General features: G+C 64.5%; 26 protein-coding genes. 8 read left to right on the top strand and 18 right to left on the bottom strand.

The window, feature by feature from the left end; all coding sequences use genetic code 11:
• Window positions 1-11: 11 nt before the first annotated feature.
• Together ACZ48C_RS24765 and ACZ48C_RS24760 are read right to left on the bottom strand one after the other, a co-directional pair.
• A complete protein-coding gene (locus ACZ48C_RS24765) occupies window positions 12-359 on the bottom strand; it encodes an antibiotic biosynthesis monooxygenase family protein (protein ID WP_464783307.1) in 348 nt (115 codons plus the stop codon).
• Window positions 356-685, bottom strand: a complete 330-nt coding sequence (locus tag ACZ48C_RS24760; RefSeq protein WP_464783306.1) for an NIPSNAP family protein — start codon at window positions 683-685, stop codon at window positions 356-358. Before ACZ48C_RS24760 ends, ACZ48C_RS24765 begins: the two co-directional genes overlap by 4 nt.
• A 72-nt stretch (window positions 686-757) precedes the next feature.
• On the opposite strand from ACZ48C_RS24760, the gene ACZ48C_RS24755 reads away from it, so the two are divergent.
• Window positions 758-1,435, top strand: a complete 678-nt coding sequence (locus ACZ48C_RS24755; RefSeq protein ID WP_464783305.1) for an ArsR/SmtB family transcription factor — start codon at window positions 758-760, stop codon at window positions 1,433-1,435.
• A 324-nt stretch (window positions 1,436-1,759) separates the two neighbouring features.
• On the top strand, window positions 1,760-2,449 hold the full coding sequence (locus ACZ48C_RS24750) for an HAD family hydrolase (RefSeq protein WP_318913638.1): 690 nt from the start codon (window positions 1,760-1,762) through the stop codon (window positions 2,447-2,449).
• 75 nt (window positions 2,450-2,524) lie between these two features.
• On the opposite strand, the gene ACZ48C_RS24745 is transcribed toward ACZ48C_RS24750, so the two are convergent.
• Complete coding sequence (locus ACZ48C_RS24745; RefSeq protein WP_318913636.1) at window positions 2,525-3,091, bottom strand: hypothetical protein; 567 nt, start codon at window positions 3,089-3,091, stop codon at window positions 2,525-2,527.
• A 229-nt stretch (window positions 3,092-3,320) separates the two neighbouring features.
• On the opposite strand from ACZ48C_RS24745, the gene thrC reads away from it, so the two are divergent.
• Complete coding sequence (gene thrC, locus ACZ48C_RS24740) at window positions 3,321-4,718, top strand: threonine synthase (RefSeq protein ID WP_464783304.1); 1,398 nt, start codon at window positions 3,321-3,323, stop codon at window positions 4,716-4,718.
• Window positions 4,719-4,735: 17 nt separating this feature from the next.
• On the top strand, window positions 4,736-6,031 hold the full coding sequence (locus ACZ48C_RS24735) for a M16 family metallopeptidase (protein ID WP_119254532.1): 1,296 nt from the start codon (window positions 4,736-4,738) through the stop codon (window positions 6,029-6,031).
• 192 nt (window positions 6,032-6,223) lie between these two features.
• On the opposite strand, the gene ACZ48C_RS24730 is transcribed toward ACZ48C_RS24735, so the two are convergent.
• The gene (locus ACZ48C_RS24730) at window positions 6,224-6,373 is read right to left on the bottom strand and encodes a DUF1127 domain-containing protein (RefSeq protein ID WP_119254531.1); all 150 of its coding nucleotides are present in this window, start codon (window positions 6,371-6,373) and stop codon (window positions 6,224-6,226) included.
• Window positions 6,374-6,631: 258 nt separating this feature from the next.
• Here ACZ48C_RS24730 and ACZ48C_RS24725 point away from each other — a divergent pair, with 258 nt between their 5' ends.
• Complete coding sequence (locus ACZ48C_RS24725) at window positions 6,632-7,261, top strand: GNAT family N-acetyltransferase (RefSeq protein ID WP_119254530.1); 630 nt, start codon at window positions 6,632-6,634, stop codon at window positions 7,259-7,261.
• 16 nt (window positions 7,262-7,277) lie between these two features.
• A complete protein-coding gene (locus tag ACZ48C_RS24720; RefSeq protein WP_119254529.1) occupies window positions 7,278-10,190 on the top strand; it encodes an EAL domain-containing protein in 2,913 nt (970 codons plus the stop codon).
• Between the two features lie 59 nt (window positions 10,191-10,249).
• Here the strand turns inward: ACZ48C_RS24720 and ACZ48C_RS24715 are convergent, their stop codons facing one another.
• The 3 genes from ACZ48C_RS24715 to ACZ48C_RS24705 form a co-directional block, all read right to left on the bottom strand.
• Entirely contained in the window at window positions 10,250-11,317 is a 1,068-nt protein-coding gene (locus ACZ48C_RS24715) for a zinc-binding metallopeptidase family protein (RefSeq protein ID WP_464783303.1), read from the bottom strand.
• A 108-nt stretch (window positions 11,318-11,425) separates the two neighbouring features.
• Window positions 11,426-11,617, bottom strand: coding sequence for a CsbD family protein (locus ACZ48C_RS24710; protein WP_306035209.1), 192 nt, complete (start codon window positions 11,615-11,617; stop codon window positions 11,426-11,428).
• A 106-nt stretch (window positions 11,618-11,723) separates the two neighbouring features.
• Complete coding sequence (locus ACZ48C_RS24705) at window positions 11,724-12,329, bottom strand: YqgE/AlgH family protein (protein ID WP_119254527.1); 606 nt, start codon at window positions 12,327-12,329, stop codon at window positions 11,724-11,726.
• A 172-nt stretch (window positions 12,330-12,501) separates the two neighbouring features.
• On the opposite strand from ACZ48C_RS24705, the gene ACZ48C_RS24700 reads away from it, so the two are divergent.
• Together ACZ48C_RS24700 and ACZ48C_RS24695 are read left to right on the top strand one after the other, a co-directional pair.
• Entirely contained in the window at window positions 12,502-13,290 is a 789-nt protein-coding gene (locus ACZ48C_RS24700; RefSeq protein ID WP_464783302.1) for a protein-disulfide reductase DsbD domain-containing protein, read from the top strand.
• A gap of 54 nt (window positions 13,291-13,344) precedes the next feature.
• On the top strand, window positions 13,345-13,830 hold the full coding sequence (locus tag ACZ48C_RS24695) for a peroxiredoxin (protein WP_454634287.1): 486 nt from the start codon (window positions 13,345-13,347) through the stop codon (window positions 13,828-13,830).
• Window positions 13,831-13,894: 64 nt separating this feature from the next.
• Here the strand turns inward: ACZ48C_RS24695 and rnhA are convergent, their stop codons facing one another.
• The 11 genes from rnhA to coxB all read right to left on the bottom strand — a co-directional run bounded on the left by rnhA (window position 13,895) and on the right by coxB (window position 23,393).
• On the bottom strand, window positions 13,895-14,341 hold the full coding sequence (gene rnhA, locus ACZ48C_RS24690) for a ribonuclease HI (RefSeq protein WP_464783301.1): 447 nt from the start codon (window positions 14,339-14,341) through the stop codon (window positions 13,895-13,897).
• Entirely contained in the window at window positions 14,338-15,303 is a 966-nt protein-coding gene (locus tag ACZ48C_RS24685) for a homoserine kinase (protein WP_119254523.1), read from the bottom strand. Before ACZ48C_RS24685 ends, rnhA begins: the two co-directional genes overlap by 4 nt.
• A gap of 243 nt (window positions 15,304-15,546) precedes the next feature.
• Window positions 15,547-16,554, bottom strand: coding sequence for a 4-hydroxy-3-methylbut-2-enyl diphosphate reductase (gene ispH, locus ACZ48C_RS24680; RefSeq protein ID WP_313192268.1), 1,008 nt, complete (start codon window positions 16,552-16,554; stop codon window positions 15,547-15,549).
• Window positions 16,555-16,642: 88 nt separating this feature from the next.
• Window positions 16,643-17,371, bottom strand: coding sequence for an SURF1 family protein (locus ACZ48C_RS24675; protein WP_464783943.1), 729 nt, complete (start codon window positions 17,369-17,371; stop codon window positions 16,643-16,645).
• A gap of 25 nt (window positions 17,372-17,396) precedes the next feature.
• Entirely contained in the window at window positions 17,397-17,780 is a 384-nt protein-coding gene (locus ACZ48C_RS24670; protein WP_119254520.1) for a DUF983 domain-containing protein, read from the bottom strand.
• A 155-nt stretch (window positions 17,781-17,935) separates the two neighbouring features.
• A complete protein-coding gene (locus ACZ48C_RS24665; RefSeq protein ID WP_119254519.1) occupies window positions 17,936-18,814 on the bottom strand; it encodes a cytochrome c oxidase subunit 3 in 879 nt (292 codons plus the stop codon).
• A 59-nt stretch (window positions 18,815-18,873) separates the two neighbouring features.
• Entirely contained in the window at window positions 18,874-19,479 is a 606-nt protein-coding gene (locus tag ACZ48C_RS24660) for a cytochrome c oxidase assembly protein (protein ID WP_119254518.1), read from the bottom strand.
• Window positions 19,480-19,481: 2 nt separating this feature from the next.
• Window positions 19,482-19,622, bottom strand: coding sequence for a hypothetical protein (locus ACZ48C_RS24655; protein WP_424546560.1), 141 nt, complete (start codon window positions 19,620-19,622; stop codon window positions 19,482-19,484).
• Window positions 19,622-20,566 (bottom strand): heme o synthase, encoded by a 945-nt coding sequence (locus ACZ48C_RS24650; RefSeq protein ID WP_119254516.1) that lies wholly within the window; start codon window positions 20,564-20,566, stop codon window positions 19,622-19,624. The genes ACZ48C_RS24655 and ACZ48C_RS24650 overlap by 1 nt, the downstream gene beginning before the upstream one ends.
• 256 nt (window positions 20,567-20,822) lie before the next feature.
• Complete coding sequence (gene ctaD, locus ACZ48C_RS24645) at window positions 20,823-22,490, bottom strand: cytochrome c oxidase subunit I (RefSeq protein WP_119254515.1); 1,668 nt, start codon at window positions 22,488-22,490, stop codon at window positions 20,823-20,825.
• A gap of 18 nt (window positions 22,491-22,508) precedes the next feature.
• Window positions 22,509-23,393, bottom strand: a complete 885-nt coding sequence (gene coxB / locus ACZ48C_RS24640; RefSeq protein WP_464783300.1) for a cytochrome c oxidase subunit II — start codon at window positions 23,391-23,393, stop codon at window positions 22,509-22,511.
• Between the last annotated feature and the right edge of the window lie 291 nt (window positions 23,394-23,684).

The following is a 23,684-nucleotide window of genomic DNA, read 5'->3' as shown; positions in this document are numbered from 1 at the left end:
CCGTGTCGTCCTCATGCCGCGTGGAAGGCGCGGCTGTCCTCCGGCGCCTCGTTCCGGTCGTTGAGGCCGTAGTCGCGCACGACACTGGCAATGCGCAGCCGATAGGCGTCGAAGACACCGCCCCGGCCGAGCGACTGGGCAGTGCGATGCTCCTCGGTGGTGCGCCACGCCTTCACCGCCGCCTCATCGCGCCAGAAGGAGAGCGAAAGCAGCCGTGTCGGATCGGTGAGGCTGCGGAAGCGCTCGATGGAAATGAAGCCCTCGATGCCGTCGAGCAGCGGGCGGAGGTCGCGCGCGGTGTCGAGATAGAGCTCCATGCGGCCGGGCGCGGGCACGACCTCGAAGATGACCGCGATCATGGCGTCACCCTCGGCGCATGGGGCAGCGAGGCGTTCCTGAGAAAGATGCGGTCCTCCTTCAGGATGAAGCGCTCCCTGCGGGAGAATTCATAGTTCTCCCGGCCGAGCGGATCGGCGGCAAGCCGGGCGCGATAGGCCTCGTAGGCCGCAAGGCTCTCGATATTGTAGACGCCGTAGGCCGTGGTCGCCGAGCCCTCGTGCGGGGCGAAGTAGCCGATGAGGTCGGCCCCGCAGCGCGGGATCACCTGGCCCCAGTTGCGGGAGTATTCGGCGAAGGTATCCTTCTTGAAGGGGTCGATCTCGTAGCGAATGAAGCAGGTAATCATCGTCGTCTCCTTGATTGCGATGATCCCTTTTCCCACATTGCCCGACGCCAATGCTTCGGCTATCATCGAAGTATGAAAGAAGGACCGGACATTTCCCAGATCGGCGCACTCATCGGCGATCCCGCGCGCGCCAACATGCTGACCGCGCTGATGGGCGGGCAGGCACTGACGGCGACCGAGCTTGCCGGAGCGGCCGGCATCACCTTGCAGACGGCCAGTTCGCATCTTTCCAAACTGGAGGGCGGCGGGCTCGTCGTGCAGCGCAAGCAGGGGCGGCACCGCTATTTCGCGCTTGCTGACGACGAGGTGGGGCTGCTGCTCGAAAGCATCATGGGTTTTGCGGCCAATCGTGGCCTGCTGCGCACCCGCCCCGGCCCGAAGGATCCGGCACTGCGCCGGGCACGGGTCTGCTACAACCACCTTGCCGGCGATTTCGGCGTGCGCATGCTGGACCGGATGGTGGCCGACGGCGACGTCACGCTCGACGGCGACGATGCCGAGTTGACGGCTTCCGGCGAAGCGCGCGTGGCGGCGCTCGGCATCGACGTCCCCACCCTCAGGGCGCAACGCCGCCCGGTCTGCCGCACCTGCCTCGACTGGAGCGAACGCCGCTCGCATCTCGCCGGCTCGCTCGGCGAGGCGCTGCTCGCCCGCTTCATCGCGGATGGCTGGGCGAAGCGCGAAAAGGACAGCCGCGCCATCCGCTTCACGGCAGAAGGCGAGCGGAAGTTCACGGCATTGTTTCCGTGAGGGCTGGCGAATGCCCCTCATCCGCCTGCCGGCACCTTCTCCCCGCAAGCGGGGAGAAGGAAGTCATGGCAACGTTCTGCCCAAAGAGGGAAAACGGTGCGGCAATGCCCTTCTCCCCGCTTGCGGGGAGAAGGTCGCGGCAGCGGGATGAGGGGCAGCCGCTCCCGGCCGCCACGCATGGCTCCCTCCCCGAATCGGCAATTGTCCCACGCCCCCCTTTCGTGTAGGGAAACCGCGGCCTCACGGGCGCCCCGCGCCCCTTCGTTCTTCCGCAATCCCGGATGCAGCCCTCCCGGGCTTGCCCCCTATGAAAGACAGCAGCTCATGAACGGTTTCGATCTCATCATCTTCGATTGCGACGGGGTTCTCGTCGATTCGGAAATCATCGCGGCGGAAGTGGAATCGGCGCTGCTGACGGATGCGGGCTACCCGATCAGCGTCGAGGAAATGGGCGAGCGCTTTGCCGGCATGACCTGGCACAACATCCTGCTCACCGTCGAGCGCGAAGCCTCCATCCCGCTCTCGGCCACCCTGCTCGACAAGTCGGAAAAGCTGCTCGACCTGCGCCTCGCGCAGGAGGTGAAGGCCATCGACGGCGTCAAGTCGATGCTCTCGCGCATCCCCAGGCCCTATTGCATCTGTTCGAATTCGGCCTCGCACCGCCTCGACATGATGCTCTCGAAGGTCGGGCTTCGGGAGGTCTTCGGCCCCTATGTCTATTCGGCCAAGGATCTCGGCGCCGACCGTGTGAAGCCGAAGCCGGATATCTTCCTGCACGGCGCAAAGCAGTTCGGCGCCAATCCGGCGCGCACGCTGGTCATCGAGGATTCGGTTCACGGCATTGCAGGCGCCCGCGCCGCCGGCATGCGCGTCGTCGGCTTCACCGGCGCCTCGCACACCTACCCTTCCCACGCCGACCGCCTGACGGAAGCCGGCGCGGAAACCGTCATCTCGCGCATGAGCGAACTGCCGGACGTCGTCGCCGCGCTCGCCGAATGGCAGGAAGCGATCTGAGCCTTCCAATCATCCCAACGAAAAGGCCGTGGAACGATGTTCCGCGGCCTTTTCTTTTGAGATGTGCAGAAGCGGTTACTTCTTCCGCTTCTTCGCCGACCCCTCTTCAAAGCCGACATAGGCCTTGGTGAAGCTGCCGGAGCCGCCGGGGATCGCGACATTGCTCTGGGTGAAGATGAACTGGGCCGCGCTGCCATCGGCCGGAATCGTGACCGGGAACTGCACGAGCTGGGAATAATGCGAGGTCTCGCCGTCCATGACCGCGACGCGGATCGGCAGCGTTACCGTACCGCCGGCACCGGCCGGGCCGACGACGATGCGGCCTTGCACCATGATCGTCATGACGAGCTGGTTCTCGTTCAGCACGCACTGGCGCGTCGTGTCGCCGAGCGTCACCTGATAGGCAAGGTTCTGCGGATCGTCCTTGGCGCCCTTGCCGTAGCGCTGCAGGACGGCGGTGCCGTCGCGCAGGAAGACTTGCGGGCACGAGCCCTGGATCACCGCGACCTGCGTCTGCTGCTGCGCGGCGGCCTGGACGCCCGACGGATCGCTCGTCACGCCGAGATCTGCTGGCTTGTCGGTCTGGTTGCAGCCGGCGACGACGGCGAGAAGGGAGATGCCGAGAAAACGGCGGATGGTCATTCCAAACACGATACGTTCTACCCCTGCGATCAGGCCCCGCCCCCGGCGTCCAAGCCTTTCGGAACTCGTTTTACGGGCCTTTTCACGACCCTAGGCGATGGTCTATAGCAGCGACGCGGCGAAAAATCGATTGTCGAATGAAACCGCCCTCAGAAATTCGGAGAGGCCCGCCTCGCTTCGTCGGGACGGGCCGGACGCAACGGCATTTGCAAATCCAAGGACGTGCGACGTGGATTATGTTTCGACCCGGGGCGAGGCCCCTTCCCTCGGTTTCTCCGATGCGCTTCTGGCGGGCCTTGCCCGTGACGGCGGCCTCTACGTGCCCCGCGAATGGCCGTCCTTCTCGAAGAAGGACATCCGGGCGCTGCGCGGCAAGTCCTATCAGGAAATCGCCTTCACGGTGCTTCTTCCCTTCGTCGAGGGCGACATTCCGGCCGACAAGTTCCGGGCGATGATCGACGAGGCCTATGCCACGTTCCGCCATCCGGCGGTCGCCCCGCTCGTCCAGACCGGCTCGAATTCCTTCGTCATGGAACTCTTCCACGGCACGACGCTCGCCTTCAAGGACGTGGCTATGCAGCTTCTCGCCCGCCTGATGGACCATGCGCTGGCCGTGCGCGGCGAGCGCGCCACCATCGTCGGCGCCACCTCGGGCGATACCGGCGGCGCCGCCATCGACGCCTTTGCCGGCCGCGAGCGCACCGATATCTTCATCCTCTTCCCCGAAGGCAAGGTCTCGCCGGTGCAGCAGCGCCAGATGACCACCTCGAAGGACAAGAACGTCCACGCGCTCGCCATCAAGGGCAATTTCGACGACTGCCAGAACCTCGTCAAAGCGATGTTCAACGATACGAAGTTCCGCGACGGCGTGAAGCTCTCGGGCGTCAACTCGATCAACTGGGCGCGCATCATGGCCCAGATCGTCTATTACTTCACGACGGCCGTCGCGCTCGGCGGGCCGGACCGGAAGATCTCCTTCACCGTGCCGACCGGCAATTTCGGCGACATCTTCGCCGGCTACGCCGCCAAGCGCATGGGCCTTCCCATCGACAAGCTGGTGATCGCGACGAACGAGAACGACATTCTCGCCCGTACGCTGAAGACCGGCCGCTACGAGATGAAGGACGTCAAGGCGACCACCTCGCCCTCCATGGACATCCAGATCTCGTCGAATTTCGAGCGGCTGCTGTTCGAGGCCCACGACCGTGACGCCGGCGCCGTGCGCCGCGCCATGGCGAGCCTCAAGCAGTCCGGCGCCTTCGAGATCGGCGATCACGCGCTGAAGACGATCCGCAAGAAGTTCCGCGCCGGCCGCGCCTCGGAAAAGCAGGTAGCGCAGACGATCAAGGACACGCTGGCTGCGACCGGATACCTGCTCGACCCGCATTCGGCCATTGGCGTCTTCGTCGCCGCCAAGCACGAGAAGCCGAACGCGCCGATGGTGACGCTCGCCACCGCCCACCCGGCGAAATTCCCCGCCGCAGTAAAATCGGCATGCGGTATTGACCCGGCGCTTCCGACGTGGCTTGCTGACCTCATGCAAAGGGAGGAGCGGTTCGACGTCCTCGAAGCGGAACTCGATGCGGTGGAAGCCTTCATCGGGAAGCATACGCGGGTTCGGGGATAGAATCGCAGAAAGTGCGTATGATGAAAGTTGAGTGCACCCGGCTTGCGTCCGGGTTGACCGTGGTGACCGAGAACATGCCGCATCTGGAGAGCGTCGCTCTCGGCGTGTGGATCAAGTCGGGGTCACGCAACGAAACCACGGACGAGCACGGCATCGCCCACCTTCTGGAACACATGGCCTTCAAGGGCACGGAGCGCCGCTCCGCCCGCCAGATCGCCGAGGAAATCGAGAATGTCGGCGGCGAGGTCAACGCCGCCACCTCGACGGAAACCACCTCCTACTATGCCCGCGTGCTCAAGGACCATGTCCCGCTCGCGGTTGATATCCTTGCCGACATCCTGACGGAATCCGTCTTCGACGAGGAAGAGCTGCGCCGCGAGAAGCATGTCATCCTGCAGGAGATCGGCGCGGCGAACGACACGCCCGACGACGTGGTCTTCGACAAGTTCTCCGAGGTCGCCTATCGCGACCAGATCATCGGCCGCGCCATCCTCGGCACGCCGGACACCGTACTGTCCTTCTCGCCCGGCGAGATCCGCAGCTATCTCGACCGCAACTACACGACGGACCGCATGTTCGTCGTCGCGGCCGGCGCGGTGAACCATGACGAATTCGTGCGCCAGGTCGAGGACCGCTTCTCCTCGCTGCCGACCGCGCCGAAAATCTCCCCGGTCTTCGAGCCGGCACGCTATACGGGCGGCGATATCCGCGAGACGCGCGACCTGATGGACGCGCAGGTGTTGCTCGGCTTCGAGGGCAAGGCCTACCACGCCCGCGACTTCTACTGTTCGCAGATCCTCGCCAACATCCTCGGCGGCGGCATGTCCTCCCGCCTCTTCCAGGAGGTGCGCGAGCACCGGGGCCTGTGCTACTCGATCTACGCCTTCCACTGGGGCTTTTCCGATACCGGCATCTTTGGCATCCATGCCGCGACAGGCGGTGAGAACCTGCCCGAGCTGATGCCCGTCATCTTCGACGAATTGAAGAAGTCGTCCGAGACGATCGACCAGCAGGAAATCGAGCGCGCCCGCGCGCAGATCCGCGCCCAGCTCCTGATGGGTCAGGAAAGCCCGGCCGCCCGCGCCGGCCAGATCGCCCGCCAGATGATGCTCTACGGTCGCCCGATCCCGAACGAGGAGCTGATGGAGCGCCTCGCCGGCATCACCATCGAGCGCCTGACGGACCTTGCCGGACGCCTGTTCTTCGACACGGTGCCGACCATCTCGGCCATCGGCCCACTGGAACACCTCGTCCCGGCCGGCGACATCACGCGCTCGCTCTCGCGCGGGACCATCGACCGCGCGGCGAGCTGAAGCCGCGCCTTTTCCGATATCCTGGGGACCCGCAAGCGGGCAAAATAAAACCCGCCTTGCGGCGGGTTGCCTGATCGGGCCCCTGGGAGGAGAGAGGTCCCGATGAATGGGGCGGGATGACCGGACTGGCGCTGCCGGATATGGCGCGCCGATGTCGTCCCTCATGGCGCGGGGCGTTGGCCCCAGGCCGTATCAGCCGAAAACGACCATGCCCTTGACGGCAGCCTGGATGTTCGAGCGGGAGATGCCGAGGTCCTGCAGGGCGCGGTCATCGAGAGCGCCGAGTTCACGGACGGCGCGGCGGTCAGCGGCATTCTTCTTGAGCTTTGCGAAGATGTTCATGGTTCAATTCCTTTGTGTTTCCCTTGCGTTGATCAATAGATAAGCGACCTCCTGCCTAAAGAAAATGCATATGCTCACACCGCTGACATGCGGCTTTTGCATAGCACCGAGACAGGCCCTAATCGGCCCGGCGACGCGAACGAAAAAGGGGTGTCGCCGGCTCCATAGGACTGCCCCGTTTCATTTGACGCCGGCGAGCCTCTCGGCATAGTCTTTGTAAGAAAGGGGCCGCCACGAGGACGGCGCGCGGAGGACTGAATGGCACGGTCGGTTTTTCGGTTTCTGTCGCGCCAGCCCGACACCGTGGAACTTGCCGGCGAACGGCACCTGCTGCGCCTCCCCCGTTTCCAGGACTACAGGCAATGGTATGCGTTGCGCTCCCAGAGTCGGCGCTTCCTCGAACCCTGGGAGCCGACATGGCGAAGCGACGACCTGACGGAAGGCGCCTTCCGCGCCCGCGTCCTTCGTAATGAACAGGAATTTTCGTCGGGGCAGGCCGTCCCCCTCTTCGTCTTCACGCGCGAGGAGAAGACGCTGCTCGGCGGCCTCACCGTCGGCTATATCCGGCGCGGAGCGGCGCAATGCTGCATGATCGGCTACTGGATGGGCGAGCGCCATGCCGGCCAGGGCCACATGTTCGGTGCACTCAACCTCGCCATACCCTATATCTTTTCGAGCCTTCAGTTGCACCGTATCGAGGCAGCCTGTATTCCAGACAATACAAGAAGCATACGTCTCCTTGAAAAGGCCGGCTTTCAGCGGGAAGGCTACCTTCGGGAGTATCTGAAGATAAACGGGGAGTGGCGCGACCACGTGATGTTCTCGCTTCTGGCCGCCGACAGGCGGCCCCAGGCGGCACCGGGCGCGGCAGGACTGGGCAGTACCTAAGGACAATGCACTTTCAATGACGTCTTCCTTCGTGCCGCAAGCGCTGCGTGCCAGCCGGTTGCTCGCTTTCATCCTTCTGGTGCCGATCCTCCTTGCGGGGATGCTGCCGGGACGCGCCTATGCCGTCGAGCCGGTAAAAATCTCCCGTGACGACACCGCGCTCGACCTCACCGCCACCACCGAGATCTATACCGGCCGGGGCGAGGCCTTCCAGGTTTCCACAGCGCCCGGCACCGACGGCATCGTGCGGCGCATCGAGGTGCGGGCCACCTCCGACGAGCACCAGGGCGACTGGGCCGTCTTCGCGCTCGCCAACGTTTCCGACGAGCAGATCGACCGCGTGATCGTCGCCCCGCATTTCCGCCTCGTGCAGTCAAAACTGTTCTGGCCGGACCTCGGCTCCAAGCGCATCATCTCGATCACTCCGAGCGAGGGCTTCGCGCTCGACCGCGAGCCGAGCGAGGAGGCGGACGTCTTCTCCATCACGCTCAACCCCGGCACGGTCGTCACCTTCGTCGCGGAACTCGCGACACCCGACCTGCCGCAGATCTATCTCTGGGAGCCGGACGCCTACAAGGACACGGTCAACGCCTTCACGCTCTATCGCGGCATCGTGCTCGGCATCGCGGGCCTGCTCGCCGTGTTCCTCACCATCCTCTTCGTGGTGAAGGGCACCTCCATGCTGCCGGCGACGGCGGCGCTCGCCTGGGCGGTGCTCGGCTATATCTGCGTGGACTTCGGCTTCCTCTCCAAGCTCATCTCGATCACGGCGGGCGACGAGCGGATATGGCGCGCGGGAACGGAGGTGTTCCTCGCGGCGGGCCTTGTCGTCTTCCTCTTCACCTATCTCAACCTCAACCGATGGCACGCGCATCTCGCCTATGCGACGCTCGCCTGGATTCTCGGCCTCGGCCTGCTCTTCGGCGTCGCGATCTACGATCCGCCGATCGCCTCGGGCATCGCCCGCCTCTCCTTCGCGCTGACAGCGACGGTCGGCATCGTGCTCATCGCCTATCTCGGCTTCAACCGCTATGACCGGGCGATCCTGCTCGTGCCGGCCTGGGCGCTGATCCTCGTCTGGCTGTTCGGCGCCTGGCTGACGGTAACGGGCCAGCTCAACAACGACATCATCCAGCCGGCGCTCGGCGGCGGCCTCGTCCTCATCGTATTGCTCATCGGCTTCACGGTGATGCAGCACGCCTTTGCCGGCGGCGCCTACAGCCAGGGCCTGTTCTCCGATCTCGAGCGCCAGTCGCTGGCGCTGACGGGCTCGGGCGACACGGTCTGGGACTGGGACGTGGCGCGCGACCGCGTCGTCACCATTCCCGACATCTCCATCCAGCTCGGCCTTGCGCCGGGCGTCATGCACGGCCCGGCGCGCAACTGGCTGCCGCGCCTCCATCCCGACGACCGCGACCGCTTCCGCGCCACGCTCGACGTGCTGCTGGAGCACCGCAAGGGCCGGCTCAACCATCAGTTCCGCGTGCGCGCCGAGGATGGCCACTACCACTGGCTCTCGATCCGAGCCCGCCCCGTGCTCGGCGCCAATGGCGAGATCATCCGCTGCGTCGGCACGATCATCGACATCACCGAGCAGCGCAACTCGATCGACCGGCTCTTGCAGGACGCCCTGCACGACAACCTGACGGGCCTGCCGAACCGCCAGGTCTTCCTCGACCGGCTGCAATCGATCCTGTCGCTGACCGCCAGTTCCGAGACCGTGCGCCCGACGGTGCTGACCATCGACATCGACCGCTACAAGCAGGTCAACGACGCGCTCGGCATCGCCGCCGGCGACAATATCCTCATCGCGCTGACCCGGCGCCTGCGCCGGCTCCTCAAGCCGCAGGATACGCTGGCCCGGCTTGCCGGCGACCAGTTCGGCCTGATCCTCATGTCGGAGCGGGATCCCGCCAAGGTGGCGGATTTCGCCGATGCGGTCAGCAAGGCGATCATGGTGCCGATCAATTTCGGCGGCCGCGAGATCATCCTGACGGCCTCCATCGGCCTCGTCTCCTGGGTCGACCAGCAGGAGGATGCGGCCGGCCTGCTCAACGATGCCGAGCTTGCCATGTACCGGGCCAAGAAGGCCGGCGGCAACCGCGTCGAGCCCTTCCGCCCCGCCTTCCGCACCTTCGGCGCCGACCGCCTTCAGATCGAGACGGACCTGCGCCGCGCCATCGAGCGCAAGGAGCTTTCCCTCGTCTACCAGCCGATCGTCCGGCTCAAGGATGCGGAAATCGCCGGCTTCGAGGCGCTGATGCGCTGGGACCATCCCAAGCGCGGCAATATCTCGCCGGCCGAGTTCATCCCCATCGCGGAGGCGTCCGACCTCATCAACCAGCTCGGCCTCTTCGCCTTCGACAAGGCCGCGAGCGACCTGATGGACTGGCAGCTCCAGACCGGCGAGCTTCCGGTCTTCGTCTCGGTCAACCTGTCGAGCGCGCAGCTTCTCAACAACGAACTTTACAACGACGTGCGCGCGGCGCTCGCCCGCACCCGCTGCGAGCCGCAGAAGATCAAGCTGGAGCTCACCGAATCCGTCGTGATGGAAAATCCGGAACAGGCCCGCCTGATCCTCAACAAGCTGCGCGATGTCGGCCTCGGCCTTGCGCTCGACGATTTCGGCACGGGCCATTCCTCGCTCTCCTATCTCACCCGCTTCCCCTTCGACACGATCAAGATCGACAAGGCGCTGGTGCGCGACGGTTCCGACAAGCGCACCGTGCTGCTGCGCTCCGTCATCTCGATGGCGCGGGAACTGGAAATGCAGGTTGTCGCGGAAGGCATCGAGTCGGAAGAGGACGCCATCGAGCTCGGCAACATGGGCTGCGAGTTCGGCCAGAGCTACATCTTCGGCCCGCCGATCGGCTACGACTCGGTGCTGCGTCTCCTGAAGGAACGCTTTCCGCTGATGAAGCGGGCGTAAGAGGCAGTAGGCAATAGCCAATAGGCAGTAGGCAGTAGGTAGTTTCTACTGCCTACTGCCTATTGGCTATTGCCTACTGCCCTGACCAGCCGATTGATGAAATCCAGCTTCTCCACCACCGGCGGGGAGAGCACGAAGGGGTAGCTGTCGGGCTGGCCCATGGAGCGCTGGATGGCGTTCATCGCGACGCTGAGCGGAACCCAGGATTCGACGAGCCGGCCGGCATTCGGCGCCCGGTAGGGATCGAAGGTGACTTCCGCTTCCAGCTCCTCATGCCCTTTCGGATCGGTGTTGAGGCCGAAGGCGCGGGCGGTTTCCAGCGTATCAACGATATGGAAGAAATGCGCCCAGCATTCGGCGAAATCCTCGGCCGGGTGGCAGCTTGCATAGGTGCTGATGAACCGCTCCTGCCAGTCCGCCGGCGGCCCCTCGTCGTAGTTGCGCTGGAGGGCAGCGGCGTAATCTTCGCGCTCGTCGCCGAAGAGATTGCGCGCCTCTTCCAGCGTCGCCTCGTCGCGGACGAGCTGCGTCCAGTAGAAATGCCCCACCTCATGGCGGAAATGGCCGAGCAGCGAGCGATAGGGCTCGCCCATGGCAACGCGCACGCTCTCGCGCACCACATCGTCCGCCTCGGCGGCGCGCAGGCTGATCAAACCATCCTCGTGGCCGGTCATGGCGGCCGCGACGACATTGCCGTTCGCATCCAGCTCGTCGGCGAGGAAATCGAAGACGAGGCCGCCGGCGGGGTCCTCCTCGCGGGTCGGATGCGGCAGCTTCCAGCGCAGGATCGAATAGAACAGATGCCGCTGCGCCGCGCCGATGCGCCGCCAGCGCTCCAGCCCGACGGGATCGGTGGTGGGCACGATGCGATTGTGCCGGCAGGCCTCGCAGAAGGCATGCGGACTGTCGGCGGGAACGATCCAGTTGCAGACATCATGGACGGCATTCGCGCAGTAGCGATAGAGCCCATCGCCCGACGCGGTCCTCCAGACGCCCTCGCCTTCCGGCAGCAGGGCATGCAGCGTCACGTCCGCGGCAAGGAAGCCGAGGGGCGCGCCGCAACGCATGCAGAGGCGGTTGTCGAAATGGATCGTCTGGCCGCAGGTCCCGCAGGTGAAGAGTTTCATGGCGTCCCGGATCGTTCGGTGCATTCGGCAGGATACCCGCGCCGGCTCTTGCCGGCGCGGGTATCCCTGTTCGAAAAGGACTGGACGGCCTTGGCCACCCAGACAGAATCAGAGCCGGTCGACGGCGCCCTTGACCGCGTCCTTGGCCTTGCCGACGGCCTTCTGGGTCTTGCCCTTGGCTTCCTGTGCGGCGCCTTCGGCGCGCATCTTCGGGCTATCGGTCGCCTTGCCCGCGGCCTGCTTGGCCTTGCCGGCCAGTTCGTTGGCGGTGCCCTTGATCTTGTCGCTCGTGCTGCCCATCGTCATGCTCCCTGTGTCCGGTTGCAAGCGCCATCATCGGCGCGCCGGGAGAACGGTGTGCAGCGCAACAGGTTCCATGAGGGTGAAAAAATCGGAAGGGTGCGGCTCAGGCGTGGCCCGCTTCCGTGGAGAGCATGGCGGGCGTGATACCCATCAGACCGAGCGCGCGCTCGTACTTGCTGTCGAGATTGGTGTCGAAGATCAGCTCTTCCTGCGCAGGGCAGCTCAGCCAGCCATTGGCGCCGATCTCGTTCTCGATCTGCCCCGCGCCCCAGCCGGCATAGCCGAGCATCATCATGCCGCGCTGCGGGCCACGGCCGCGGGAAATGGCGCGCACGATGTCGAGCGTCGCGGTCAGGCAGATCTCGTCGCTGACCGGAATGCTGGATTCGGACATGTAGTCGTCCGAATGCAGCACGAAGCCGCGCCCGCTTTCCACCGGTCCGCCGCAGCGAATGGGAAAATCGAGCGTCGCGCCCGGCAGGCGGATCACTTCCTCCTCGCCGAGGAGGTCGAGATGCAGGAGCACGTCGGAGAAGCTGAGCGGTTGCGGCCGGTTGATGACGAAGCCCATGGCGCCGTCTTCCGAATGGGCGCAGATATAGACCACGGTGCGGGCGAAATTGTCGTCGGCCATCCCCGGCATGGCGATCAGGAACTGACCGTCAAGGAAGCCGCGTTCTCGTGTCTTTTTCAGAACCGACATAGCCATAGTGCAGACAGCCTATCAATTCGCGGCCAAATGAAAAGCGTTCTTTTCGCCGGCCCGCCCGTCCGGCCTTACGTGAAATGCATGCCGGGCCGGCGCGCGATCAAGCTTTTATGATGACCGCGCGAGGTTTTGTTGCTGGCAAGCGGCAAAAGCCGGCGCTAGATATGAGGCCATGAAACGCCTGCTGATCGCCGCCATCCCGCTGCTTTTCGCCGCCTCTTCCGCCGCCGCCGCGTCCTCTTCATGGGTCGAGACGCCGGGCGGGGACGTGCGCCTCGTCGCCCTTCCCGCTTCCGCCGACGGCACGATGCGCGCCGTGCTCGACATACGCCTGCATGACGGCTGGAAGACCTATTGGCGCGATCCCGGCGGCAGCGGCATTCCCCCCTCGGTGGCAATCACCGGGGCGACGCTGACATCGGTCGGCTTTCCCGCGCCGAAGCGGCTCGGCGACGCCGAGACCCATTACATCGGCTATGACAGGCCGGTGCGCCTGCCCCTGACGCTCGACAAGGCGGGAGGGCCGATCACCGCCACCGTCTTCATCGGCGTTTGCAAGGAGATCTGCATTCCCGTGCAGGCGGAACTGACGGTGGATACGAGCGACGAGAGCTTCGCCAACCCGCTCGAGGAAGCCGCCGTCACTGATGCCGAGGCGACGCTCCCGCGTGGCGCGGGCAACGGCTTCAAGCCGCTCTCCGGCGCGTGGGCGGCGGACGGCAAGAGCGTGACGGTGCGCTTCGAGGCACCGGCGGACGGCCCCCTTCCCGAGGTCTTCCTTTCAGGCTCGTCGAACTTCGAATTCGGTGCGGCGAGCCCCGCGCGGCTTGAGGGCGATGCCTATGTCGCCGAGGTGCCGGTGCTGCACAAGCCCAAGGTCTTCGATCTTGCGAAGGACCCGATCCGCCTGACGGTGCGCGCCGGCGAGAAGACGATGGAAAGCCCGCTTGCCATCGACTAGCGCTCCCCTATAGTTCCGCCGCAAGCCATTTTGCCACCAGACAGGAGAGACGCCGTGACCATTGCCGTTGGAGACAAGCTGCCCGACCTCAAGCTGAAGGAACGCACGCCGGACGGCCCCGCCGACATCTCGACGGACGAGCTGTTCAAGGGCAGGCGCGTCGTGCTCTTCGCCGTACCCGGCGCCTTCACGCCCACCTGCTCGCTGAACCACCTGCCGGGCTACCTGGAAAACCGCGACGCGATCCTTTCAAAGGGCGTGGACGACATCGCCGTCGTCGCCGTCAACGACCACCACGTCATGGGCGCCTGGGCGACCTCGACGGGCGGCGCGGGCAAGCTGCGCTTCCTCGCCGACTGGGATGCCGCCTTCACCAGGGCGCTCGGAATGGACATCGACCTTTCCGCCGGCACGCTGGGCGTGCGCTCCAAGCGCTATTCCATGCTCGTCGAGGACGGCGTGGTGAAGGCGCTCAATGTCGAGGAAAGCCCCGGCCAGGCGACGGTTTCCGGCGCGGCAGCGATGATCGAGCAGCTTTGATGAGGCAGTAGGCAGTAGGCAGTAGAGGGAACATTCCTTCTTTCTGTTTCCTACTGCCTATTTCCTAACTCCTACTGCCTTTGAACGGCGCCATGCCCTTGCGCGCCAGCTCATCGGCGCGTTCGTTCTCCGGGTGGCCGGCATGGCCCTTGACCCAGTGCCATTCGACCTTGTGGCGCTGCCGCGCCTCGTCGAGCGCCTGCCAGAGGTCGCCGTTCTTCACGGGCTTCTTGTCGGCGGTCTTCCAGCCGTTCTTCTTCCAGCCGAAGATCCACTTCGAAATGCCGTCCATGACGTATTTCGAGTCCGTGTAGAGATCGACCTCGCACGGGCTCTTCAGCGCGGAAAGCGCGCTCATCGCCGCCATCAGCTCCATGCGGTTGTTGGTCGTCGCAGCCTCGCCGCCGGACATTTCCTTCTCCACCTCGCCATAGCGCAGCACCGCGCCCCAGCCGCCGGGGCCGGGATTGCCCGAGCAGGCGCCGTCCGTGAAGATATCGACATGCTTCATCGGGAAAGCCCGTATTCGCGGGCGTCAAGCACCTGGCGGTGGAAGCGCAGCCGGCGCAGGTATTCGAGCGGGTCCTTCTTGACGACCAGCGCGCCGGGCGGCGTCATCAGCCAGTCGTAGAGCCGCGTCAGGAAGAAGCGGATCGCGGAGCCCCGGGCCAGCAGCGGCAGGGCGGCCACCTCAGCGTCGGACAGCGGGCGCACGCTCTCGTAGCCCTCCAGCAGCGCCATGCCCTTGGTGAGGTTGAACGAACCATCCTTCTCGAAGCACCAGGCATTGAGGCAGGTGGCGACGTCATAGGCGAGGATGTCGTTGCAGGCGAAGTAGAAGTCGATCAGGCCCGACAGTTCGTCGCCGATGAAGAAGACGTTGTCCTGGAAGAGGTCGGCATGGATGACGCCCGTCGGCAGGTCCTTCGGCCAGCGTGCTTCCAGGAGATCGAGTTCGCCAGGAATCTCGTCCCGCAGCCCCGTTTCCACCTCGTCCGCGCGGTCGGCGGACTTGTCCCAGAGCGGCCGCCAGCCATCGACGGAAAGCGCATTCCGGCGGGTGAGCTCGAAGCCCTCACCGGCAAGATGCATCTGCGCCAGCGCGCGGCCGACCTCCCGGCAATGCTTGGCCGCCGGCTTGCGCAGCCACATGCCTTCGAGGAAGGAGATGACGGCGGCGGGGCGGCCTGAAAGCTCGCCGAGCAGCGCGCCGTCGCTACGCGGCAGGGGTAGCGGACAGGACAGGCCCCTTTCCGCCAGATGGTGCATCAGGCCGAGGAAGAACGGCAGGTCGCCCGGATCGACGCGCTTCTCGTAGAGCGTCAGGATGAGGGCGCCCTTCGTGGTGTGCAGCAGAAAGTTGGAATTCTCCACGCCCTCGGCGATGCCCTTGTAGGAGAGCAGCGTGCCTGCGTCATAGGCGGCGAGGAAACGGGAGAGATCGTCTTCGGTGATATCGGTATAGACGGCCACGGCGAGTCTCAGGCTTGATAGGTGGGGTCAATCGGATAGGTGGTCGGTGCGGCGCGCTGCCCCTCACCTGCCTGCCGGCATCCTCTCCCCGCAAGCGGGGCGAGGAGCGATGGGCTCACAGGTTCCCCTCCAACCGCAAAGTGGGAAGAAGGGAACGGAAGACGGCCCGGATTTCCCCTTCTCCCCGCTTGCGGGGAGAAGGGCCCGGCAGGGGGATGAGGGGCGCAAGAGTGGTTCACAGTCTCACTCGCCATTGACGAAAGCCATGTCGGCCGAGGTCAGCTCGATGCTGCGCAGTTCACGGTTGACGAGGAAGTGCTCGTTCTCCTCGACCGTATCGGCAAGCTCCACGACCGCGTTGTAACGCGCGCGGAAAGCCTCGATGATCTCGTTGACGATGACCTCCGGGGCGGAAGCGCCGGCCGAGAGGCCGACGGTGCGAATGTCGCCGATGGTCTCCCAATCGATCTCGGAGGCGCGCTGCACCAGCACGGATTTCGTCGCCCCGGCCCGCAGCGCCACTTCGACGAGGCGCTTGGAGTTGGAGGAGTTCGGCGCGCCGACGATGAGGAAGAGGTCGCAGCCGGGCGCCGCCTGCTTGACGGCCTCCTGCCGGTTGGTGGTGGCATAGCAGATGGAATCGGCGGCGGGGGCCGTGAGGTTCGGGAAGCGCTCATGCAGGCGCTTGATGACGCCGGCCGTGTCATCCACCGAGAGCGTCGTCTGGGTGACGAAACCGAGATTGTCGGGGTCCGGCGGCACGTATCTGTCGGCGTCCTCGACCGTCTCGACCAGCGAGACGGAGCCTTCCGGCAATTGCCCCATCGTACCGATGACCTCCGGGTGGCCGGCATGGCCGATCAGCACGACATGGCGGCCGAGGCGCTGGTGGCGCATCGCCTGCTTGTGGACCTTGGAGACGAGCGGGCAGGTCGCGTCGAGATAGAAGAGGTTGCGCGCCTCGGCATCGGCCGGGACCGATTTCGGCACGCCATGGGCGGAAAAGACGACGGGCTGCTGGCGGTGCTCTTCCGGAATTTCGTCGAGTTCCTCGACGAAGATCGCGCCCTTGGCTTCCAGCCCTTCCACGACATAGCGGTTGTGCACGATCTCGTGGCGGACATAGACCGGCGCGCCATAGGCCTTCAGCGCCAGCACGACGATCTGGATGGCGCGGTCGACGCCCGCGCAGAAGCCGCGCGGGCCGCACAGCCTGATGGTCAAGTCCGGTCGGTTTTCAATCATGCTCATCGGTTATCCGGAAATGGGACGGGGCCTTGCGCCCATATAGGCCGTCCCAGGCCACCGCGCCAAGGGAAAACAGCTTCAGGCGGCACTTTCAGGGCGCCGGATCGCCCTTCCGGCGGAACAGGGCATAGAGCGCCACGCCCACCAGCGCCGCGGCCAGACCGTACCAGGTGACGGCATATTGCAGGTGGTTGTTCGGCAGGTCGAACTGGGTGACGCCGCCGATCGGCAGGCCCTTCGGGTTCGGCGCATCGCCCGCATCGACGAAGAAGGGCACCAGCCTGTCCGCGGCAATGCCGGTGCTCGATGCCATGGCATCGAGGTCCTTCCAGTAGAAGATGTTCTTGGGAAGATCGTTGTCCGGCACGATGGAGGACGGCTTGTCGGCAAGGCGGGCACGGGCAAGGCCGGTGACGGTCTGCTCGCCGGTGAGCTGGCCCTGCTTGCGCATTTCCGGCTCCTTCGCCTCGTAGGGCACGAAGCCGCGGTTGACGAAGAGGAAGCGGCCATCGGCAAGCTGCAGCGGCGTATAGATGTAATAGCCCGTCTGGCCATGCCAGGTGGCGAAGAAATGGCGCTCCCGGTTGTTGGCGAAGACGCCGGAGACGGTGACCGGGCGGTATTCGATATCCTCGCCCCTTGCCGCCATCGCCTCGATATCGGCAAGCGGCACGGGGACGGCAACGCGGCGCTCGGCGATATCGGCGAGCAGCGCTTCCTTCCAGTAGAGCCGCTGGACCTGCCAGGTGCCGAGCGAGAGCAGGATGGCGAGCGCGACGAAGAAGGCGATCCACGTCACGACCGTCTTGGCCCTGCCCATGCGCGGCGCGCGGCCTGCCGGCACCTCAGCCACGGTCGATCTCGCCCGGCCGCGCATTGTTGCGGTATTGCAGGGTGATCAGCAGGCCCTTGAGGATGCGTGTCAGCCAGAGGCCGAGGCCGATGACGAGCGGGATCCAGAGCAGGAAATGCACCCAGAGCGGCGGGTTGTAGTTGACCTCCATCCAGAGCGCCGCGCCCACCACGACGAAGCCGACGATGAGCAGCACGAAGACGACCGGCCCGTCGCCCGAATCGGCGAAGGAATAGTCGAGCCCGCAATTGGTGCAGGCCGGCCGGACCTTCAGCAGCCCGTCGAAGAGCTTGCCCTCGCCGCAGCGCGGGCAGCGGCCACGCGCCCCGGCGCTGAAGGGATCGATGGGCGGATAGAGTGCCTTATCTTCGTCCATGATGAAATTCCGTTTCGTAGACCGATCGCGTGAAGGCCGGGCACCACCTATAATCGCCACCACCCGCCCCGTCCAATCGAAAGCCCGCGACAAAGGCGCCTGAAAGAGAAACGGCCGCATCGCTGCGGCCGTTCGTGTCGTTGCGTTTCGTCCGCTCAGCCGTGGGCGAGCGGGGCGCCCCAGCCACCCCAGATGTAGATGGAGAAGAACAGGAAGAGCCAGACGACGTCGACGAAGTGCCAGTACCAGGCGGCCGCCTCGAAGCCGAAGTGCTGCTTCGGCGTGAAGTCGCCGCGCATGGCGCGGATGAGGCAGACGATCAGGAAGATCGTGCCGACCAGGACGTGGAAGCCGTGGAAGCCGGTCGCCATGAAGAAGGTCGCGCCGTAGATCGAGTCCTTGAAGGCGAAGGGCGCGTGGGCATATTCGTAGGCCTGCACGGCCGAGAACAGCACGCCGAGGGCGACCGTCAGCGCAAGGCCGTTGACGAGGCCCTTGCGGTCGTTGTGCAGCAGCGCATGGTGCGCCCAGGTCACGCAGGTACCCGACAGCAGCAGGATGATGGTGTTGTAGAGCGGCAGGTGCCAGGGATCGAGGACCTCGATGCCCTTCGGCGGCCAGACGCCGCCGGTATAGGCGGTGCGGGCGGCCTGGATCGGCTCGCCGGGGAAGAGGCTGGCGTCGAAGAAGACCCAGAACCAGGCGACGAAGAACATCACTTCCGAAGCGATGAACATGATCATGCCGTAGCGCAGGTGCAGCGAGACGACGCGGGTATGGTGGCCCTCATGCGCTTCCTTCACCGTGTCCGCCCACCAGCCGTACATGGTGTAGAGCGTGATCAGCAAGCCGATGAAGAAGACCCACGGCGTGGCGAGGTCCATGCCGAACATGTGGAAGGCGCCGCCCGACAGGTAACGCATGTAGGCGATGCCGCCGAAAGCCATGACGAAGGCGCCGATGGAGGCGAGCAGCGGCCACGGGCTCGGGTCGATGATGTGGTAGTCGTGTTTCTTCTGATGCGCATCGGCCATGTGACTTATCCCCGAATGTATCGCGTTCCGTTCCCGGCATAGCCGGAAACGCATATATTTCAAAGCTTGTTCGCGTTGTCCGCCTTCACGTCCACAGCCGAAACCACCGGTTTCGACGCCTCTCGCGGATAGAAGGTATAGGACAGCGTGATCGTGTGGACGCCCTTCGTTTCGACCGGACCGACGATCTCGGGATCGACGAAGAAGACGACGGGCATTTCCATTTCCTCTCCCGGCTTCAGCGTCGTCTCGGTGAAGCAGAAGCACTGGACCTTGTTGAAGTAGGCACCGGTCGCCTCTGGCGTGACGTTGAACGTCGCCTGGCCGGTCGTCGCCTTGGAGCTGTTGTTGCGGGCCTTGTAGAGGATCTGCACGGTCTCGCCGATCCTGATCTCGACCTCGCGCTGCACCGGCTCGAAGGTCCAGGGCAGGCCCGGGCCGACATTGGCGTCGAAGCGCACCTTGATCTTCTTGTCGAGGATGACGTCGGACGCCTGCTCGACGCGCTGCGTCGTGCCGCCGTAGCCCGTCACCTTGCAGAACATCTCGTAGAGCGGCACGGCGGCATAGGCCGCACCGACCATGCCGATGACGAAGGAACAGCAGATGGCGACAATGGCGCCATTGCCGAGCCTGCTCTTTTCGGTCTTCTTCATCTCGCTCATGCTCAGCCCACCATTCCGCCGCCGAATTTCACCAGCGTGACGATGTAGAAAAGCACGACGAGGCCCAGGAGCACCGCGCCGAGCGCGATGTTGCGGCCGCGACGGGCCTTCTTCTGGCTTTCCGTGAGACTTACCGTTTCCATTACAATACCCATCCGAACGAGGCGATCAGGTGGTCGAGCATCAGCCCGGAGAAGACCGCGAACAGGTAGACGATGGAGAAGGCGAAGAGCTTCTTGGCCGGAACCATCGCGCGGTCGCCCTCCGGCATGCGCAACACGCCGACAGAATACCATACAAAGCCGAGGCCGAGGGCTGCGGCAAAGAGACCATAGCCGAGGCTCGCGAAACCGAGGACGCTCGGCACGACCGCGATGGCGGCGGTCAGCACCGCATAGACGAGAATCTGGACCTTCGTGGTGGCCTCGCCGGCAACATTCGGCAGCATCGGCACGCCGACGGCGTCGTAGTCGCGCATCTTGAACAGTGCAAGCGCCCAGAAATGCGCCGGAGTCCACAGGAAGGTGATGAGGAAGAGGACGACGCTCTCGATGGAGACGCCGCCGGTGACACAGGCCCAGCCGATCATCGGCGGAAAGGCGCCGGCCGCGCCGCCGATGACGATGTTCTGCGGCGTCGAGCGCTTCAGCCACATCGTGTAGATGACAGCGTAGAAGAAGATGGTGAAGGCGAGCAGGCCCGCCGAAAGCCAGTTGACCACGAGGCCGAGAATGGCGACCGAGAAGGCCGAGAGCGTCAGGCCGAAGGCGAGCGCCTCTTCCGGGCGGATACGGCCCGAGGGAATGGGACGCTTGGCGGTGCGGGTCATGACCGCATCGATATCCGCGTCGTACCACATGTTGAGGGCACCGGAAGCACCGGCGCCCACGGCAATACAGAGGATCGCTATCGCGCCGATGAACGGATTGATCGTGCCGGGCGCAACGACGAGGCCGGCAAGGGCGGTGAAGACGACCAGCGACATGACGCGCGGCTTCAGCAGTTCGAAGAAATCGCGCGGGGACGCTTCGGAGAGGTAGACCTCGCCGCCGCCCGGGATCGTTTCGTGATGCTCGATGACCGCCATGTTCTTTCCGTCTCGTTCCGTTGTCCGCAAGAGCGCTGGCCTGCCGGCCCTCCCTCTCTGTCGTCATCCTCGGGCTCGACCTGAGGATCCACCCCCACGGCACGCCGGAGAGGTGGCATGGATCCTTGGGCAAGCCCGAGGATGACGGAGTGTGGGGTGTCGGTTGCTGCCAACCGACCCGCCGACCTCCGTCGGCATTCGCATGTTCTGCCAGTCTTGAGGCCGCCGTCGCCGGCGGCCTCGATCTTGCAAGACCTTACTTGATCTTCGGGAGCTGTTCCCACTGGTGGAAGGGCGGCGGCGAAGAGAGCTGCCATTCCAGCGTGTTGGCACCCTCGCCCCACGGATTGTCGCCGGCGACGCGCTTCTTGGCGAAGGCTTCGAAGACACCGAAGAGGAAGATCAGGACGCCGACGCCTGCGATATACGAGCCGTAGGACGACACCGCGTTCCAGCCGGCGAAGGCATCCGGGTAGTCGATATAGCGGCGCGGCATGCCGGCAAGGCCCAGGAAGTGCTGCGGGAAGAAGATCAGGTTCACGCCGATGAACATGACCCAGAAGTGCAGCTTGCCGATGAATTCGGAATACATGTAGCCGGTCATCTTCGGGAACCAGTAGTACCAGGCCGCGAAGATGGCGAAGACGGCGCCGAGCGACAGGACGTAGTGGAAGTGGGCAACCACGTAGTAGGTGTCGTGCAGGGCGCGGTCGAGGCCGGCGTTTGCGAGCTGGACGCCCGTGACGCCGCCGACGGTGAACAGGAAGATGAAGCCAATCGCCCAGACCATCGGGGTCGTGAAGCGGATCGAACCGCCCCACATCGTCGCGATCCAAGAGAAGATCTTCACGCCCGTCGGAACCGCGATGACCATCGTGGCGAAGACGAAGTAACGCTGCGTGTCGAGCGACATGCCGACCGTGTACATGTGGTGCGCCCACACGATGAAGCCGACGGCGCCGATGGCGACCATGGCATAGGCCATGCCGAGGTAACCGAAGATCGGCTTGCGCGAGAAGGTGGACACGATGTGGCTGACAATGCCAAAGCCGGGCAGGATCAGGATGTACACTTCCGGGTGACCGAAGAACCAGAACAGGTGCTGGAAGAGGATCGGGTCACCGCCGTTTTCCGGCGCGAAGAAGGCCGTGCCGAAGTTGCGGTCCGTCAGCAGCATGGTGATGCCGCCTGCCAAAACCGGCAGCGAGAGCAGAAGCAGGAAGGCGGTGATCAGAACCGACCAGGCGAAGAGCGGCATCTTGTGCAGCGTCATGCCCGGAGCGCGCATGTTGAGGATCGTCGTGATGAAGTTGATCGCGCCGAGGATCGAGGACGCGCCGGCGATGTGCAGGCCGAGGATCACGAAGTCCATGGCCGGCCCGGGCTGGCCCGTTGTCGAGAATGGCGGATAGACCGTCCAGCCGCCGCCAGAACCGTAGGCGCCTGCCGGGCCTTCGACGAACATCGAGAGCAGCACCAGCAGGAAGGCCGGGACGATCAGCCAGAACGAGATGTTGTTCATGCGCGGGAACGCCATGTCCGGCGCGCCGATCATGATCGGAACCATCCAGTTGGCGAAGCCGCCGATCAGCGCCGGCATGACCATGAAGAAGATCATGATGAGCGCGTGAGCGGTCGTGAAGACGTTGAACATGTGCTTGCCGCCGTCGATGGCAGCATCGCCCTCGAAGCCGTAGACCATCTGCGCCAGACCGTGGAAGATCTGGATGCCCGGCTCCTGCAGCTCCATGCGCATGAAGATCGACAGCGTGCCGCCGATGAGGCCGGCGATGATCGCGAAGATCAGGTAGAGGGTGCCGATGTCCTTGTGGTTGGTCGACAGGAACCAACGCTGGAAGAAGCTAAGCGGCTTGTGTTCGTGGTGATCGTGGTGATCGCCGTGGGCAGCGGATGTTCCGGCCATGGTCTCAACTCCCTAGTATTACTGCGCGGCGTTTTCGGCGACGGTGACGGACTTGGCCGCACCATCGACAGACGCCATCAGGGCCTTGTTTGCATCGCCGACATTCGTCGCGGCGGCGGCAAGCCAGGTATCGAACTTTTCCTGCGAGACGACGCGGATGGCGATCGGCATGAACGCGTGGTCCTTGCCGCAGAGCTCGGAACACTGGCCGTAGAACAGGCCTTCACGATCGGCCTTGAACCAGGTCTCGTTGAGACGGCCCGGAACGGCGTCGATCTTGATGCCGAAGGACGGCATGGCGAAGGCATGGATCACGTCGGCGGCGGTGACGAGAAGACGGACATGCCTGCCGACCGGGACGACGAGCTCGTTGTCGACGGTCAGGAGGCGCGGATAGACCGCCTTGTCTTCCTTGCCGGCGGCGGCGCGGTCGGCGTCGGCCATCAGCAGGCTGTCGAAGGAAAGCGGATTGTCGCCCGTCTGGTACTCGTAACCCCAGTACCACTGATAGCCGGTGGCCTTGATGGTCATTTCCGGCTCTTCCGTCGGAGCGAGCTGCTTGGTCAGAAGCTGGAAGGAAGGAACGGCGAGGAACAGGAGAACGATGACCGGACCGAGGGTCCAGACAACTTCGATCGCCGTGTTGTGGCTGGTCTTGGACGGGACGGGATTCGCGCTTTCGCGGAATTTCACGACGATGAGGACGAGGAGAAACAGAACGAACAGGGTGATCGGGACGATGAACCAGAGTGTGTACTGCTCGAACCAGCGAACCTCTTCCATGATCGAGGTCGCGGCGGGCTGAAGACCCTTCTGCCACGGCATCGGCTGGTCAGCGAAGGCGGTCGAAGCAAAGAGCAGACAGCCGATGGCGGCCAGAACTGCAAAAGCTTTGTTTTTCACAACGTATCTCCCCAAGGCGTTTGATTGGGATCAAACAGACGCGCAGAATCCCTGCTATACTGAGTGCTTAAAATCATAGTTTCATGCTCGCCGCAACAGCCATGGGGGACACCCCGTGCGGCATTTTTGCGCAAAAGCAAAAGCCCGGGGCGACTCCCCACAGTTTCTTCATAATTCCCTATAGCATGAAAGGTTTGGCCGCGGCGAGCCGAAGCGCCCTGCCCGCCTGCCGCGCAACGCAGTGCACGCGGGTTATATATAAAGTATCGTCGTCCCGCCTGTTCGCCGTCC

The organism is Shinella sp. 1A1, from assembly GCF_055379515.1.
This window is presented reverse-complemented; position numbering and strand designations above follow the sequence as displayed.